Genomic DNA, 15203 nt, shown 5'->3' on the forward strand with positions numbered 1-15203 from the left:
TCGCCCTCTTCGGCGACCGGGGCAGCCCGGTGGCTCCGCCGCCTCTTTAAGCGACTGGGACCGCCCAAAGGGCGGCACAGGCGGGCAAAGAGGCCCGAGAGCTGCCCCACCCCTACCACGCAGCCGCCCTGCTGTAAGCGCCCCGGTCAGGCCCGGCGCTGGTCACGTCGGCGGCCGGCGGAGACGGTGCCCGCCCTCCCCCAAGCTCTCGGCTTCGCTCGAGCAGCCGGGGTGGAGCCGGCCTTCGTCGTCGCGAAGATCGCTGCTGCCGCTGTCAGGGTCGCGCATGTGGCGTAGACGCGGACCAGGTCTGGCGGCGACGTGCCTAGGAAGGCCACGCACGCCGCGCCCAGGGCGCTCGCTCCGAAGCGGGTCGTGCTGAACAAGCCCAGGCCCGCGCCCGTACGGCCGGATTTCGAGCGGGAGGCACCGGTGGCCGCCGGTGTCTGGACGAACGCGACCCCCGCACCGGCCAGCACCAGCGAAGCCACCACCGGCACCGGCCCCGCGTGCAGCCCGGTTGCCACGGCGAGCAGCACCAGGGCGATGACCAGGGCCAGCAGGCCACAGGTCATCACCGGCCGGCCGCCGAAGCGCTCGGTGGCGCGGCCGGCGGGCGTGGCGAGGCCCACCATGGCGAGCGGCAGCGCCAGCACGGCCACACCCGTGGTGGACTGCGCCAGGCCGCGGGTGCCGACCAGGTACGCGGGCGTGGCCAGCAGCACCGCGCCGAGCGCGAACATCTGCGTTCCGGCGGCGGCCGACGACCGCAGATAGCGCAGCTCCAGCAGATGGCGGGGGCGCAGGAACGGGGCGGGGCGGCCGCGTTCGACGAGGACGAAGGCGGCCAGCGCGAGCAGCCCGGCCACCGCCGTACCCCACACCATGGGCGCGCCCACCCCCTGCCAGGGCACGGCGGACGTCGACACCAGGAACAGCGCGGCGGTGCCCGTGATTGTCAGTGCGCCCGGCCAGTCCAGCCGCGGGCGGGGCGCCCTCCGGTCGTCGGCGGGCAGCAGCAGCCGTCCGCCCAGCACCACCAGCACGGCCAGCGGCACGATCTGCCAGAACACCGCCCGCCAGCCGAAGAGCTCCGACAGCAGCCCGCCCGTCGTCGGGCCGAGCGCCTGTCCGGCACCGTTCGCGGCGGCCCACAGCGACAGCGCCCGGCCGCGCCGCTCTTCGCCGAGGACCTGCACCACCAGGACCATCACCAGGGGCAGCACGGGCGCCGCGGCCAGCCCCTGCACCATCCGGAAGGCCACCAGCACCGGGAGGTTCGGCGCCAGCGCCGCGCCTCCCGCGCCGACGACCATGCACAGCATGGCCGCGCACAGCACCCGCCGGTGCCCGAACCGGTCGCCGAGCCAGCCGGAGAGCGGCATCAGCGCGGCCAGCGTCACCGGGAAGGCGGTGGCGACGAGGACGCCGCGGCTCAGCGGCGCGTGCAGGTCGGCGAGGATCGCCGTCATGGGAACGTTGACGACGGTGTTGCCCATCGTCGTGGTGAGCGTGGCGGTGAGCAGCGGGAGCAGCCCCCAGCGGACGGCCTTCACGGGCGGGTGCCGGAAGGCGCGTCGGGCGGCTGTGTGCCGTCACCGTCCACCGCCGCCGTGAGCTCGATCTCGACCGGCGCGCCGCCGGGCAGCGAGCGGACGCCGATCGCGGACCGTACGGGCAGCGCCGCGTCCGGCAGCGCCGCGCGCAGCCCCGCGGAGGCCCCGTCGGCGACCTTCGACAGCTCGTGGAAGCCGTCCGCGCAGGCCACGTACACCGTCATGCGCAGCAGCCGGCGTATCCGGCCGCTGTCGCCGCCCAGCTCTGCGGCGATCGCGGCGACCGCGTTGCGGGCCGCGAGGCCCGCCACCTCCTGCGCGGCCGGCAGGGCGACCGCCCGGCCGACGACGCCGGTGACCGTGAGCCGGCCGTCGATCCGCGGCGTCATGCCGGCGCTCATCGCGAAGCCGCCGTCCACCACGGCGGCCCGGTAGTCGCCCTGCGGGCGGGGAGCCGTGTCAGACACCGACCGCCACCCCGTCCTGCCGCGAGTCCGCGCCGCCGAGGAGGCAGCCGCGCCCGGCGTCCACCGAGATCACCATGCCGCTGCCGCCGGCGTCCCAGGCGCCGGTCTCGCGTACGGCGTGCCCGCGGGCACGCAGCGCGTCCAGCACGCCGCCGCCGAGCCGGTTCTCGCAGCGCAGCTCGTCCGGCTGGTCGAGGACGTCGGCGTCGCTGCCGGGGTGGATGGTGAAGCGGGGGGCGTCCACCGCCGTCTGCGGGTCGAGGCCGTGGTCGAGGAGGTGGGAGAGCAGCTGGGTGTTCCACTGCACCTGGCCGTCGCCGCCCGGGGTGTTGCCCACGTGCTCCAGCTCGCCGGCGGCGTTCGTCACGAGCCACGCGTTGAGGGTGTGCAGCGGGCGGCGGCGGGGCTGGACGCCGTTGGGGTGGCCGGGGACGAGGTACGCGCCGCGGCCGAGGCGGTTGTTGAGGAGCACCCCGGTGCCGGGAACCGTCGTCTTCGAGCCGAAGGTGAAGGCGAGCGAGTGGATGAAGCTCACCGCGCGGCCCTCGGCGTCCACCGCGACCATGGACGTGGTGTCGCCGTCGGCGGCGCGCGCGTACCCGCGGGGGATGTCGCCGAAGGCGATCCGCTTGCGGGCCACGGCGATCGCCTCGGGCGTGAGCGACTCCCGCCAGGTGTCGCTGTCGCTGCCGCAGCGCTCCACCCGCTCGGCGAAGGACAGCCGCGCGGCGGAGGCCAGCAGGTGCACGGCCTCCGCGCCGAGCCATTCCATGCCGCCGAGGCGGCCGTCGCAGAGCGCCGCCTGCTGCACCGCCATCCAGCCGGGGGAGGGCGGCGGCGTCTGGTGGACGGTGCGGCCCGCGTAGCTCCCGGTGACCGCGGGCTGCGGCGCGACGTCGCCGCACAGCGCCCACTCCTCGCCGCTGAACGGCGCGCCCGCGCCCTTGAGCGCGGCGACGGCTCGCTCGGCGAAGGCGCCGGTGTAGAAGCCGGCCGGGTCGGCGGCCAGCTCCCGGATCGTCCGCGCGAGGTCCGGCTGCGGCAGCTGCTGCCCGACGTCGGGCAGCCGGTCTCCGGGCAACAGCGCCCGTGCCGCCTGCGCGTCCTGTCTGAGTGCCGCCGCCGTGTCCGCGATGTCGCCGCGGGTCTTCTCGGTGCAGGGCAGGCCCGCCTCGGCCGCGCGGGCCGCCCGCTCCCACAGCCGGGACAGCTCCCAGGAGCCGCCCGCGGCGTGCAGTGCGGCGAGGGCGGCCGGGGCGCCGGGGACGGCGACGGACAGCGGGCCGGTCACCGGCACGGCGGACAGGCCCCGGTCCGTATAGAAGGCGTGGTCGCCGCCGTCCGGGCCGTAGCCGCTGCCGCACACCGTCCACACCCGGCCGTCCGGCTCGCGGACCACGGCGAAGGCGTCGCCGCCGACGCCGCACTGGCCGGGCAGCGCGATCCAGGACTGGGCCGCCATGGCGAGGGCGGCGTCCACGGCGTTGCCGCCGTCGGCGAGGACGGCGGCGCCGGCGAAGGTGACGGAGGGGTGGGCGGAGGCGGCCATGCCGCCGGCGGACAGTACCGATGTGCGCCGGGGGGTAGCGCCCTGTGCCCCGGCTGAGGCAGACGTCTGGGACTCGACCATGCCGGGAGTATCCGTCGGCCCGTCCGCGGTGAACCATGTGCAGGCTGACCTCGAACAGTGCGTCGTGCTGGGCGCTCTGCACATTTCGCGGCCCCGGAAACCCCTCCTGCACCCCAGGGGGAAATACCGCGGAAACGCCAAGCCCTTCCCGCCCGCACTCTGCACAAATAATCTTCCGGACAATGTGCATCTTTCGGGCAGGGTTGTGTGTCGGATGGCCGTTCCGGTGGCGGGTTCTCCAGGGTCCTCGGGTGGTGGGCGGGCAGGTCGAGGCAGCGGGTTCAGGTGCGCAGGCGCTGTCCGGTGGCGGTCCACAGGTCGGTGAAGTCGTCTTCCCACCGCCAGCGCTGAGGGAGATGGAGCGTGATCGTCCGGGCTTTGGTGGCAATCCGGGCCGGAACGTGGATCAGGTGGCGGCGGATGGTGCCGGTCCTTGCCTTGGCGTGGAAGGCGGAGGCGAGGCGGCCGGCGGCCCGGGTGAGGTTGTAGGCGGTGGCGGCCAGGGCCAGCCAGGCTGGGGGTCCCCCTCTGGGGGAGTTCGCGGTGAACTTCCCCGAGGGCAGACGGGCGAGCGCGGAGTCCTCCAGATCGGCGAAGTCCTGCTCGACCTGGGCGTGTTCGCGGTGCATCGGTTCGGCCTGGACCAGCTCGAAGGGGCTGTCGGTGAAGATGACGTGGTGGCGACAGACGCCGAACAGCTCGGCCTGCCCTTCAGGAACGCTCTTGGGGTTCAGGCGTTTCACGCGGCGCACGATGAGCCGGGCCGTGGTGTGGAACTGTTTCTTCTTGCTGGTGAACGCGGTGAATTCGATCTCGGCGTCGGAGACCCGGCATGCGTCTTCGTCGTCCCAGACCGCGGCGGTGTACTCGATCGGCGTCCAGGCGTCCTCGGCGATGGACGCGATCGCTTCGCGGATCTTCTATCCTGACCGCGACAGCCAGCGAGAAACGGGCCCCGGCCTTCCTGTAGGCGTCGACGACCTTGTGGGAGAAGAACGCCGAGTCGGCGCGCACGATGATCTGCGCGGTGATCCCCATGGCCCGCACCGTGGTCAGCGCCTCACGCAGCAGACTCGCCGCCCCCCTTGCCGGAGCCTGCCGCCCCCCTGCGCAGCCTCGTGGCGACGATCGCGGCGAACACCGCCGCCGGGCTGTGGGAGGACTTCACTTACGAGGTGCCTTGCTGGTTGCAACGGATGGAAGCGTGCGAACTCCCATCACCGCAGGTCAGCAGGCACCTCTCCTCGTTCCGCCTTCCGCAGTCCAGCCGTGATGCGGTGGATCCAGGCTGAATGCTTACCGGCACCTTGCACACAGATCGCCGCCCGGCCTGTGCACAAACACCATCCTCTCCTCCACGCGGGCCACCTAGCTTGTAGCCACACGGAACGCGGAAAGGACGCCGCAACATGACCGAACTTCTCTCTCGGGATGCATTCCGCAGCGCGCTCGAAGAGGCCATCAAAGGCCGTGAGGCCAAAAACGCCTCCTTCAGCAAGGCATGGGCGGAAGGCCAGCTCAAGCGAGAGCACTTCGCCCGCTGGGCGGAGAACCACTACCACTACGTGGGTCCGTTCGCGGACTACCTCGGGTACATCTACGGCAACACCCCGGACGAATTCACCAACGCCAAGGACTTCACCCTCCAGAACATGTACGAGGAGGAGATCGCCGATATCCGGCACACCGACCTCCTCATCCGTTTCGCGGAGGCGTGCGGTACCACCCGGGAGCGGATCGAAGACCCGAACAACATGAACGCGGTCACCCGCGGCCTCCAGTCCTGGTGCTACGCGGTCGCGATGCGCGAGCACTTCGTGGTCGCCACGGCCGCGCTGGTGGTCGGCCTGGAGTCGCAGGTGCCGAGCATCTACAAGAAGCAGATCATCCCGCTGCGCGAGCAGTACGGCTTCACCGAGGACGAGATCGAGTTCTTCGAGCTGCACATCACCTCCGACGTGGTGCACGGCGAGCGCGGTTACCAGATCGTGCTCGACCACGCCGACACCCCGCAGCTGCAGCAGCGCTGCCTCCAGTTCGTGCGCTGGGGCGCGGAAATGCGCTTCGCGTACACCGGAGCGCTGTACGACCACTACGTACGGCCGGATCTGGAGAACGCCGCGGCGGTCGCGTAAAGCGGCAGCAGGCCGAAAGGGCGGCGGCCGAAAGCCGGCCGCCGCCCTTTCCCTAAGCCGAGATACGCGAAGCCGCCGCACCCGAACGATCCGGAGGAAAACCCATGTCCGACTGGGTGGACGTCGCCGAACTCGCCGATCTCAGCCGGCGCCGCAAGAAACAGGTGACCATAGGCGAGATCGTCATCGCGCTGTTCTACGCCAACGGCGAGGTGTTCGCCTTCGCCGACGCCTGCGTGCACAAGGGCCGCCCCCTATCCCGCGGCACCGTGCTGCACGGCCGGGTCATCTGCCCCGGCCACCAGTGGGCCTTCGACCTGCGCACCGGGCAGGCAGACGACCGCGAGGAGTGCCAGCCCGGCTATCCGGTACGGGTCGAGGCCGGCCGCGTCCAGGTCCGCGCCGACGCCCTCGCCCCGCTCGCCCCCGCCCCGCTCGTCCAGGAGTAAGCCATGCCCGACAGCCCCAGCAGCGTCGCCGTCGTCGGCGCCGGACAGACCGCCGCCGTGGCCGCCCGCACCCTGCGCCGGCGCGGCTTCACCGGATCCCTCACGATCCTCGGCGACGAGGCGCACACCCCGTACCAGCGGCCGCCGCTGAGCAAGGAGCTGCTCGACGGCTCCCAGGAGCCCGCCGACGCCGAGCTGCTCTCCGCGCAGTGGTGCCGGGACAACGACGTCGAGCTGCGCCTCGGCGTCCCCGCCCGGCGCATCGACACCGCGGGCCGCGCGGTGGAGCTGGAAGACGGCTCCCGGGTCCGGGCCGACCGCGTGCTGCTCGCCACCGGCGCCCGCGCCCGGCGGCTGCCCGGCGTCCCCGAGGACGACGACCGGATCATCTACCTCCGCGGCCTCGACGACGCCCTGCGGCTGCGCGAGCTGCTGCGGCCCGGCGGCCGGCTCGTCATCGTCGGCGCCGGCTTCGTCGGCTCGGAGGTGGCCTCGACCGCGCTGGCGCGCGGCGTCACGCCGGTGGTCATCGAGCAGGCGGACGTGCCGCTGGAGCGCGTGCTGGGCACCGAGATGGGCCGGTTCTGCGCGGACCTGCAGCGCTCCCAGGGGGTGGAGCTGCACACCGGGGAGGCGGTCAGCTCGATATGGACCAGCGCCGACGGCGTCGTGGTGCGCACGGACGGCGGTCTCGAGGTGGCGGGCGACGCGGTCGTCGTCGCCGTCGGCGCGCAGCCGAACACGGACGTCGCGCGCGCCTCCGGCCTCTCCGTCTCCAACGGCGTCCTGGTCGACGAGCACTGTCGCACCAGTGTCGAGGGCGTCTACGCCGCCGGTGACGTGGCCAACCACCACCACCCGCTCTTCGACCGCCGGCTGCGCGTCGAGCACTTCGACAACGCCAACAAGCAGGCCATGGCCGCCGCCAAGAACCTCCTCGGCCGGTCGGTGGTGTACGACGACCCGCACTGGTTCTGGTCGGACCAGTTCGGCCTCAACCTCCAGCACTGCGGCGACGCCCACGGCTGGGACCGCCTCGTCGTGCGCGGCTCGGTCGCCGACCGCGACTTCATCGCCTTCTACCTGGCCGACGGCATGCTGCGGGCGGCCTTCGCGGCCGACCGCGGCGGCGATGTCTACGCGGCGAAGGAGCTGATCGCCCGCAAGGCGGTCCTCGACCCACGGCGGCTGGCGGACGAGGACACGGACCTGATGGAGCTCATGGACGAGCTGACGGAGGCGGCCGAGGCCGTCCCGGCGGGAGGGAACTGACCATGGACAGAGATGCGACCTCGGAGAGGGAGACGGCCGTGGAGTATGTGAGGGTGGCCCGCTCCGGGCAGGTCCCGGAGGGCGTCGTACGCCGCTTCTTCGTCGGCGAGCAGGAACTCGCGGTGTCCCGCTTCGAGGGCCGGGTGTACGCAAGCGCCAACTACTGCACCCACCTGGCCTGCCACCTCTCCGCGGGCAAGGTCACCGAGGACGGCCTGCTGTGCTCCTGCCACGGCAGCGTCTTCGACTTCGACACGGGCGAGCCGCTGTCGCCGCCGGCGCTGAAGCCGATCAAGGTGTATCCGGCCCGGGAGGAGAACGGGGAAATCCTGGTCGGAGGCCTCGAAGGCTGACCGCGGGACCGGTGCCACCGCACCTCCGGTCCCGTACGTCACAACTGAGTTTGGCTTCTCGGGGTGACGAATAGTGTATATGGGTGTATTCCGGAGGTATGCGGTACCCCGATGGTGGCGGCCTGACCGCGAAGCAACGTGCCCAGCGGGAGCGGCTGCGGTTCGAGGCCGCCGAGATGTTTGCCCAGGGGGTCCCGCCGCCCGAGGTGGCCAAGCGGTTGAGGGTCTCCCGGAAGTCGGCCTACGCCTGGCACGCACGCTGGCGCGAGAAAGGACCGGACAGCCTTGCCTCCAAGGGGCCCAGCGGCTTCCCCAGCCGGATGCGACCGCAGTGGCGGGCCTGGCTGGAAGCGGAGCTGGACCGCGGTCCCGCCGCTCACGGCTGGACCGAGGACCAGCGCTGGACCCTGGCCCGCGTGGCGACCGTGATCGCCCGCCGGTTCCACGTCCGGTTCAGCCTCAAGCATGTCTCGCGCATCCTGCACCAGATGGGCTGGACCGTGCAGAGCCCCGTGCACCGGGCCGCCGAACGCGACGAGCAGGCCGTAGCGACCTGGGTCAAGGAGGCCTGGCCCCGCGTGGGAAAACCGTGAGGAACCGGGATGCCTGGCTGTGCTTCGAGGACGAAGCAGGGCAGAGCATCAGGCCGCCCAAGGCGCGTACCTGGTCCCGACGCGGCCATCCGCCGGTGGTCAGGGTCAGCGGCAAGGGCTCCGGGCGGATCTCCCTGGCCTCGATGCTGTGCACCAAGCCCGGCACCCGCACCCGGCTGATCTACCGGATGCTGGTTCAGCACGCCGGGCGGAAAAAGGAGAAGAAGGGCTTCAAGGAGCCGGACCTCGCGGCGCTTCTGGACGCGGCGCACGCCGAGCTCGGTGCGGAAATCGTGCTGGTATGGGACAACTCCACGCAGCACACCGACCGCGCGATGCGTGACCTGCTCGCCGCACGATCCTGGCTGACGGTGTTCCACTTCCCGCCGTACAGCCCGGAGTTGAATCCGGATGAGGGCGTGTGGGCGAACCTGAAGGGGAGTCTGGGCAACCTGGCAGCGTGCACCACCGACCAGCTCGCGGCCTTCGCCCGGACCCGGTTGAAGAAGATGCAGTACCGGCCCGAGCTCCTCGACGGGTTCATCGCCGAGACCGGACTGGCCCTCGCGCCGCCGTAGAGATCGATGTCACCCCGAGAAGCCAACCTCAGAAGCGCGTCCCGGTCGCGGACCCAGCGCTTCTGCTGTCGGCCCCGTGGATCGTGATGGAGCTGATAGAGGGCCGCTCGCCGGCGGACATCACGCAGCAGGACGGCCCGCTGACGCCGCGCCGGGCCGGCCCGGACAACAGTCTCACACTGCCCTCCACCCGCACCCTGCTGCGGGTTGCCACGGCCCTGGGGTAGCCCCTCCACATCACCATCGGAGATACAGCCTGAGGACCGTGCCACAGGGGGCATGCAGTCCGGCTCCTCAAGCACACGGCAGCTGTAGATAGGTCTGCCGATGTTCGTTGCTGCTGTTCAGGACTTGAGGGGGGGTGGCTGCGGGCACGAGGACGGCTGCCTTGATCATGACGTCGTATGACGCAACATCAAAACGAGACGGCCGCTTCGGCCACGGTAGACCACGAAGGCCACGACATCGCGTTCAGGGGCCTGTTGGCCTCGGTGGCCGACTGCTTCGCCCGCTCCGAGACTGTGGGTGCCGATTATTCATCCGCCCAGCTCACGCTGCATGTTGGTACTCATGAAGGGTTCCGCCGAGTCGATCTCGTCGGCGGATCTTCAGGTGTCTGACCTGCCCTGGTTCGGTGATCGGTGCAGGGAGCGGGCGGAGCGGGGCCGCTTGCCGAAGGGCCCGATGTGGACGGTGCCCGTTGTAGAAGGACTCGAACTCGCCCAGTGCGTGGAGCAGATGCCGCTGGTTCCAGATCAAGGTGCGATCCAGAAGCTCATGTCGGCAGGTCTGGATCCAGCGCTCCACGATCGAGTTCATCCGCGGCATCCGGACGCCGCTGGTGACGATCTCCAGTCCGGCACCGGTCAACACAGCGTCGAAGGCCGGCGTGAACTTGGAGTCCCGGTCGCGTATCAAGAACCTGGCCCTGCTGCCTGCGTCCTCCAAGTCCATCACGAGGTTGCGTGAGAGCTGCACGATCCAGTCCCGGTGGGATGTACGGTGACTTCGAGGATCCGGACGCGTCTCGTGGCGTGCTCGATGGCCGCGAAGACGTACAGGCGCGCCCCGGTCAGGGTGCGGGTCTCGAACAGGTCGCAGGCGAGCAACGCCTGGGCCTGGCTGCGCGGGAAGGCAGCCCAGGTGGTGCTCTGCCTCTCGGGCGCGGGCGGGATGCCGTGCTCGCGGAGGATTTCCCAGACGGTGGAGGCGGCGACCTTGATGCTCAGGGCCGCGAACTCGCCTGGGGGCACCTCCCGGCCGAAGGCTGGGGGAGGATTCGGCGATACCCCCACGAGACATTCTCCCGGGCCAGGCGCAGGACGATGGCGCGGATCGAGCGGATGGTGGGCGGGCGCCCGCGACGTTTCGGCACGCAGGTCGCGGCATGGCGCCGCTTGAGCAGGTCACGGTGCCGGCGCACGATCGTGTCCGGACGTACCAGCAGCAGGAGGTGTCGCAGCTTCCGCATCGGAAGGTGCTGGAGCAGGCCGGCAAGCACGATGCGGTCGGTGTCGGTGAAGGTGGGCTTGCCGACCTGGCGCTGTAGGACCAGCAGTTGGTGCCGCAGCGCCAGGATCTCCACGTCTTTCTCCCGATCGCTCATCGGCAGCAGGCGAATGAGCGCGAAGGTGTTGGTCGCGGCGAGATAGGCAAGACGCAGCGGCACGACAGATCATGATGCCGTCCGGCCCCTGTCCCGTGAAGACCGCGGGGCGAACGCGGGCACGGCCAGAGACCGGCGATCAAGACCGTGACCTGTGCGGATGATTTATCGGCACCCGCAGTGTTCCCGCAAGACGTTCGTCGAGCAGGTGCCGAGGCTGTCCGAGCGGCACCGTCGCTCCAGCACCGGGCTGACAGGCTGGCTGCGGTCGATCGCGATCGAGCGTCAATCGGGAAGCGGTAGTGGACCGCCGTGGCCGGGCAGGCCCCGGTCGGCCGGGATCGCCTCCTCGACCGCACCGTCGACGGTGATGCCCTGGCCGCGGGTCTGCTCGGCGAGGCGCTGGTAGTAGGCCGAGACCGCAGCGAGCGCCTTGCGCACCGCGTTCAGCAGCGTGGCTCCTGCCTGCTCGACGACGTCGGCCTCGTGGATCTCGAACGCCCGAATTCCTTCCAGCACGGCAGTTTTCAGGTCGCGCAGCAGTTGGACGTCGACGTGCGCGTAGATGCGGCACAGCGCCGTGACCCGCCGGGAGTCGTCCCCGGCGAGGAGTAGCTCCTTGACGGCGGATACGGAATGCCGGACCAGCCCGACATCCGACCGCGCGGACATGGCGGCGAGATCGGTGTCGAAGGACCGGATGTCCAGGTGCGGGTCGCAGAAGCCGACGGTGAGTTGCCACAGGGTGCGCAGGTCCTCGTGCACCAGCCCGTCCAGATAACTGACCAGGAACCGCCGGTGCGCCTCGAGGACGTACTGCGCCTTGAAGGGTGTCAGCTCCCGGGGATCTTCGCCCAGGGTGGTGACCGACGTGGTGAATCCGTAGTCGGCGGTCAACGCGTTTTCCATGCCGACCAGCAGGTACACGAACCGTACCCAGGTCCGGAACAGTTCTTCCAGCGGCAGCGCGTGCAGACCGTCCTCGGTGAGCACCACGCCCCACCGGGCGCCGAACTGCAGCCGGCGCAGATGGCCGATCTGGTACATCGCGAGTTGGGCGTCGATCTCGGCGTGCGCGTGGTGCAGCACCTTTCGATACGCCGCGGTCGCGTCGAGCCCGGCGTGATTGCGGATGATGTGCGGCCCGCCGATGTGCAGGTGCAGGAATTCGCCGACGTCGAACACCGCACCGCCGACCGCCATCCAGTAGCCCGCCTCGGAGTTGTTGTGCTGCGCCAGATCCGACACCTCGAAGCGGGGACCCTGCTGCGCGTGGCCCAGGTAGGTGGTGAAGACGTCCTGGCCCAGACGTCCGTCGGCCACCAGTTGGCGGAGGAATTCGCGGCCGTCGCCGGGCACGATGTCGGTCAACGCCTGGAGTACGGAGACGGCGAACCGTGCGCTGCCGCACACGTAGACGAATGCACCGCGGCCGCCGTCGTCGGTGGACCGCAACAGCTCCCAGAGTGCGTCCGCCTCGGCGCGGATCACGTCGTCCACCCGGCGCCGCTGTCCGGCTTGGACGACGTGGCGCCGGCCGTCGAATCCGATCGCGGCATCGGCGCGGGAGAACGCGACGGAGAGTTTCAGCCGGCCCGCGGCCGCCGCCGCGTCCAAGTCCGGGTGCTCGACGAATTCCTCCGCCGTCCGGATCCCCACATAGAGCCGGTTCTCGCCCGGCCCGGTGCGCGCGGCAACGAACCCCAGGAACGGGGCGATCCCGGAACCGGCCGCGAACATGACGACAGGCCGGGCAGGATCGGCCGGCAGCCGGAACCGGGGCGTGGAGACGATCTGCAGCGACAGCCGGTGCTGACCCTCGACGCTCGCCCGGCGCAGGAAATGCGATGCCGTGCCTTGCCGTTCCCGCGAGTACGACCACGACGTCTGGGCGGAGGTGTAGTCGAGGCCGGCGACCACCAGCTTCAGCGTGGTGGCCGGCCCGCCGGGCGGGGGCGCCGAGGCGATTGAATACAGCCGGAACGGCTCGGGCGGAATCACCGCGCAGAACGCGTCGTCCTCGCGTGGATCGGCCTTCCACAGCCGGGTGACGTCATATCCGCCCGCGTACAGCAGGTTCAGGGCGTCCCACAGCTCCCACTGGTCCTCCATACGGGCGTCCACCACTCGCTGCCACGAGCCCACGGCTGTCAGTTTCACCAGCCGTTTCGCCACTTCCCGTCCGATCGGCCGGAGCCGGGCGAAGCGCAGCAATGTCCGCAGCGGCAGTACGTCGACCTCGCCGTGGCCTGCCCGGCAGGCCACCGCCGCTTGCCACTGCGGGGTGAGCCGCACCAACTCGTCGCCGGTCGCCTGCAGGGCGGCGACGGTGCGGCGCACCAACTCGTCGTCGTTCTCGGCCAGCACGCCGACCCGGTCACCGGGCAAGTGGTGCACGCCCTGCCCGGTGACGTCGATCTCCGGATAACAGGTCCAGGCGCCGGACTCTCCGGTGACGACACGGCCCCGACGGGCGGTCCCGAACACCACTGGCGGACCCACCGGTGGGCGGCGCTCCTCGCGGACGACGGCCAGCTCGGTGTCCACCTTGTCCCAGGTCCGGTCCTTGAACAGTCCGGTGAACCGGGCGCCGGTCGTCACCTGCCGGCCGACCTTGAAGGCCACCTCCAGAAAGCCGTACGCCTTGATGCGGTGCAGGCCCATCCAGCCGCGGTCACCCACATAGGCGTCGAGCATGGCGTTGTAGATGCCGCGCAAGGTGCTGTTGCGGGTGTCCTCGACGTACTGGCGCACCGACACCTCGCGCAACGCGGCCACCAGCTCCTGCCAGTGCCGAGGGAAAAATCCGGCGAGGTAGACGCTCTGTTGCCCGACCAGCGAGCCGTAGTTTCGGCGCTCGAGAAACGCGTCCAGCGCGTGGATCTGCGGTTGCGCGGTGCCACTCGGGCTGGGTGCGCCGTCGAAGATCGGGACTCCCGCGGTGCCGACCGTCTTGGCCCACAGCACCTGGTCGAGCGGATACCGGGCCCGGGGGTTGGGATCGATCCGCGGATAAATGGCCTGGGTGACGTACTGCAGCCGGTCGAGGATCACCAGTAGCGCGCTCTCCAAGGCGGCCGGATCGTCCGCGACAACGGCCTCCTGGGCATCCAGCATGGCGCCCAGTACGGGCGTGAGTCCCATCGCGAATTCGGTGGTGCCCAGGTAGAACACCCGCTCCGCCGCGTTGTTCCAGGTCGGCACGAGCAGGTCCATGTTGTCCAGCGCCCGCGGCCCGGCGGGATCGCGCAGCCGCCAGTTGTAGAAGAACAGATCGATGTAGGAGACGGCCGGGATCTTCTTGCCCAGTCGGCGCGAGACCGTGGTCCACGGTCGCAGCAGCGACTCGGGCAGAGCAGCCGGCGGATCGGTCGCCATGTACTGATAGGCGTGAGCGAAAACGCCGAGCAAAGTCGAGGCGCGCAACAGGTATCGGTCGGGTAATGTCGCGGGCCGGGCGTCGAGCACCGGCATCGCATCGAACGTCCGGCGCAGCGACAACCGACGGAACAGGTCGGGGAGCCGGTCGGTCATCTCGTCCCAGGCCCGGTGCGATTCCGGGAAGGCCGACAGCGGCGGCTCGGCCGGCAGAAATCCGTGCGCAAGCGACAGGAATCCGTCGAGTTCGTGCCCGACCCGCCGGTTGTGCGCCTCGGCGGCCTCCACCACGCGTCGTGCGGCGACGCGCGGCGGCGCAACCGGCCGCACCACGGTCAGCCGGCCCGGATCGACGAGCACCGTCGCCCCCGGGTCGAGGAACGTCCACGTCAGCTCGTACCGGCCGATGCGTATTCGATCCCCGGGGACGAGCACCCGGCGTGTCACCCGTGCGTTGTTCACGTGGGTTCCGTTGGAGCTGCCGAGATCGGTGAGCACCAGATGGTTGTCGACGATCTCCAGCCGCGCGTGGCGCCGGGAGACGGTGGCGTCGTCCAGCACCACCGCCGCCGCACCGCTGTCCCGGCCGAGAGTCGCCGGCAGCGCGCACACCCGCTCGCTGGTCTCTCGGGTGTGCCGATCGGTGAGGATCAGCCGAAGTTCAGGAATGGTAGATCACCGCCCGGCACAGATCGGCCCGGGACAGCGTGCCCACGAGGGTCCCGTCGTCGACCACGGGAATTCTTCGGATCCCGCGGTCGATCATCACGATCGCCGCCCGGGCGAGTTCGTCGATCGATCGGACCGTCGCCGCGTCGCGCACGACGAGGGGGTCGATGACGCGGTCGGCGAGGGCGCGGCCCCGCTCCAGGAAAATCCGGAACGCGTCGGCGAGCGTGCCGCCGCCGGCGGTCACGTCGTCGAAGCCGGGCAGCATGGCCCGCACCAGGTCCTCCTCGGAGAGCGACCCGACGAACCGGCCGTCGTGGTCCAGGACCATCAGCTGGCCGACCTCCGACACGCTGACCACCTCAGCCGCCCGCCGGATGGTCGCGCCGAGCCGTATGTGGGCCGGGAACGCCGTCATGACGTCGCTGACCAGCACGCCACCTCCCAGGTCCGCCCTGCGGTCGTCCCGCACAATCGGCTACCCGGCCAACTCATCCGAAAAAATCATGCGTGAGTA

At 70.8% G+C, this 15203-nt stretch carries 12 protein-coding genes and 1 pseudogene; 6 read left to right on the forward strand and 7 right to left on the reverse strand.

Annotated elements, in window-relative coordinates; all coding sequences use genetic code 11:
- Nucleotides 1-146 precede the first annotated feature (146 nt).
- The 4 genes from ACX25U_RS37955 to ACX25U_RS37970 form a co-directional block, all read right to left on the reverse strand.
- Nucleotides 147-1556, reverse strand: coding sequence for an MFS transporter (locus ACX25U_RS37955; protein WP_454386806.1), 1410 nt, complete (start codon nt 1554-1556; stop codon nt 147-149).
- Complete coding sequence (locus ACX25U_RS37960; protein WP_454386808.1) at nt 1553-2023, reverse strand: RidA family protein; 471 nt, start codon at nt 2021-2023, stop codon at nt 1553-1555. The genes ACX25U_RS37955 and ACX25U_RS37960 overlap by 4 nt, the downstream gene beginning before the upstream one ends.
- On the reverse strand, nt 2016-3572 hold the full coding sequence (locus tag ACX25U_RS37965; RefSeq protein ID WP_454386810.1) for a gamma-glutamyltransferase: 1557 nt from the start codon (nt 3570-3572) through the stop codon (nt 2016-2018). The genes ACX25U_RS37960 and ACX25U_RS37965 overlap by 8 nt, the downstream gene beginning before the upstream one ends.
- 362 nt (nt 3573-3934) lie before the next feature.
- A complete protein-coding gene (locus ACX25U_RS37970; RefSeq protein ID WP_454386812.1) occupies nt 3935-4396 on the reverse strand; it encodes a transposase in 462 nt (153 codons plus the stop codon).
- A gap of 666 nt (nt 4397-5062) precedes the next feature.
- Between ACX25U_RS37970 and ACX25U_RS37975 the strand changes: the two genes are divergently transcribed.
- The 6 genes from ACX25U_RS37975 (at nt 5063) to ACX25U_RS38000 (ending at nt 9260) form a co-directional block, all read left to right on the forward strand.
- Nucleotides 5063-5788 carry a TenA family transcriptional regulator gene (locus tag ACX25U_RS37975; RefSeq protein ID WP_454386814.1) on the forward strand — a complete coding sequence of 242 codons (726 nt, stop codon included), beginning with the start codon at nt 5063-5065 and terminating at the stop codon, nt 5786-5788.
- A 104-nt stretch (nt 5789-5892) separates the two neighbouring features.
- Nucleotides 5893-6237, forward strand: a complete 345-nt coding sequence (locus ACX25U_RS37980; RefSeq protein WP_454386816.1) for a Rieske (2Fe-2S) protein — start codon at nt 5893-5895, stop codon at nt 6235-6237.
- Between the two features lie 3 nt (nt 6238-6240).
- Nucleotides 6241-7509 carry an NAD(P)/FAD-dependent oxidoreductase gene (locus tag ACX25U_RS37985; RefSeq protein ID WP_454386818.1) on the forward strand — a complete coding sequence of 423 codons (1269 nt, stop codon included), beginning with the start codon at nt 6241-6243 and terminating at the stop codon, nt 7507-7509.
- Between the two features lie 2 nt (nt 7510-7511).
- Nucleotides 7512-7862 carry a Rieske (2Fe-2S) protein gene (locus tag ACX25U_RS37990; protein ID WP_454386820.1) on the forward strand — a complete coding sequence of 117 codons (351 nt, stop codon included), beginning with the start codon at nt 7512-7514 and terminating at the stop codon, nt 7860-7862.
- A 98-nt stretch (nt 7863-7960) separates the two neighbouring features.
- Nucleotides 7961-9033 (forward strand): IS630 family transposase gene (locus ACX25U_RS37995; RefSeq protein ID WP_454385098.1). Its coding sequence is split into 2 segments (ribosomal slippage): nt 7961-8444 and nt 8444-9033, totalling 1074 coding nucleotides; the frame shifts between segments, so codons are not numbered across the junction.
- A gap of 86 nt (nt 9034-9119) precedes the next feature.
- The gene (locus ACX25U_RS38000) at nt 9120-9260 is read left to right on the forward strand and encodes a hypothetical protein (RefSeq protein ID WP_454386821.1); all 141 of its coding nucleotides are present in this window, start codon (nt 9120-9122) and stop codon (nt 9258-9260) included.
- A 322-nt stretch (nt 9261-9582) separates the two neighbouring features.
- On the opposite strand, the pseudogene ACX25U_RS38005 reads toward ACX25U_RS38000, so the two are convergent.
- From ACX25U_RS38005 to ACX25U_RS38015, 3 genes and pseudogenes are all read right to left on the reverse strand, one after another.
- Nucleotides 9583-10702 (reverse strand): annotated as a pseudogene (locus ACX25U_RS38005) (integrase core domain-containing protein).
- 222 nt (nt 10703-10924) lie between these two features.
- Nucleotides 10925-14629: an FHA domain-containing protein gene (locus ACX25U_RS38010; RefSeq protein WP_454386823.1), complete on the reverse strand. Its 3705-nt coding sequence runs from the start codon at nt 14627-14629 to the stop codon at nt 10925-10927.
- A gap of 49 nt (nt 14630-14678) precedes the next feature.
- Nucleotides 14679-15122, reverse strand: coding sequence for a CBS domain-containing protein (locus ACX25U_RS38015; RefSeq protein WP_454386825.1), 444 nt, complete (start codon nt 15120-15122; stop codon nt 14679-14681).
- Nucleotides 15123-15203: the final 81 nt, after the last annotated feature.

The sequence above is a fragment of the Streptomyces sp. JNUCC 63 genome (genome assembly GCF_054366325.1).

Excerpts from the sequence above, each read along its gene's own strand:
- ACX25U_RS38000 (WP_454386821.1), top strand. The coding sequence starts at position 9,120 with ATGGAGCTGATAGAGGGCCGCTCGCCGGCGGACATCACGCAGCAGGAC.
- ACX25U_RS37985 (WP_454386818.1), top strand. The coding sequence starts at position 6,241 with ATGCCCGACAGCCCCAGCAGCGTCGCCGTCGTCGGCGCCGGACAGACC.
- ACX25U_RS37990 (WP_454386820.1), top strand. The coding sequence starts at position 7,512 with ATGGACAGAGATGCGACCTCGGAGAGGGAGACGGCCGTGGAGTATGTG.
- ACX25U_RS37980 (WP_454386816.1), top strand. The coding sequence starts at position 5,893 with ATGTCCGACTGGGTGGACGTCGCCGAACTCGCCGATCTCAGCCGGCGC.
- ACX25U_RS37965 (WP_454386810.1), bottom strand. The coding sequence starts at position 3,572 with ATGGCCGCCTCCGCCCACCCCTCCGTCACCTTCGCCGGCGCCGCCGTC.
- ACX25U_RS37975 (WP_454386814.1), top strand. The coding sequence starts at position 5,063 with ATGACCGAACTTCTCTCTCGGGATGCATTCCGCAGCGCGCTCGAAGAG.